The sequence below is a fragment of the Vibrio sp. 1401 genome (genome assembly GCF_033340295.1).
This window is the reverse complement of sequence record NZ_JAWOWF010000875.1, coordinates 1-509: the sequence shown is the minus strand read 5'-3', so window position 1 is coordinate 509 and position 509 is coordinate 1. Positions and strand designations below refer to the sequence as shown.

Sequence of the window (509 nt, the reverse complement as noted above, 5' to 3'; positions counted from 1 at the left end):
AAGCTTCATCAGCAACACACCAAGGTTCCATGACAGAATCTTTGTGACCCGGAATCAAACGCTTGTCTCCTTGTTTAAGCTGTTCTTGCGGTTGCCATTTTTGAGGCGCAGTGGTGCGGAACGTTTTCTGTTCAACAATAGGAATAAACTGCATTTGTGGCGAGCGGACTTCATCTCGCAGAAAACGGTAAACTTCAAGCGGATTTCGGCTCGTCAGGTTGTTCACACAGGTAAGCGTGGCAAAGTTCACCTGATGTTTATGCAGCAACTCCACCGCATTCATGACTTGTTTGAATGTACCCCGACCGGCTCGGTTGGTTCGATACGCGTTGTGCAGCATTTCAGGGCCATCAATACTCAAGCCCACCAAGAAATGGTTCTCGCTTAAAAATTCGCACCATTCGTCATTCAATAACGTGCCGTTTGTTTGCAGATCGTTAGAGATCTTCACGCCTGCGGGCTGGTACTTCGCTTGAAACTCGACAATTTTCTTGAAGTAATCCAAACCC

1 protein-coding gene is annotated in these 509 nt (G+C 47.2%); it reads right to left on the bottom strand.

The window, feature by feature from the left end; translation table 11 throughout:
- A partial coding sequence (locus tag R7Z77_RS28650; RefSeq protein WP_411913231.1) for a radical SAM protein occupies window positions 1-509 on the bottom strand: 509 nt, incomplete at both ends.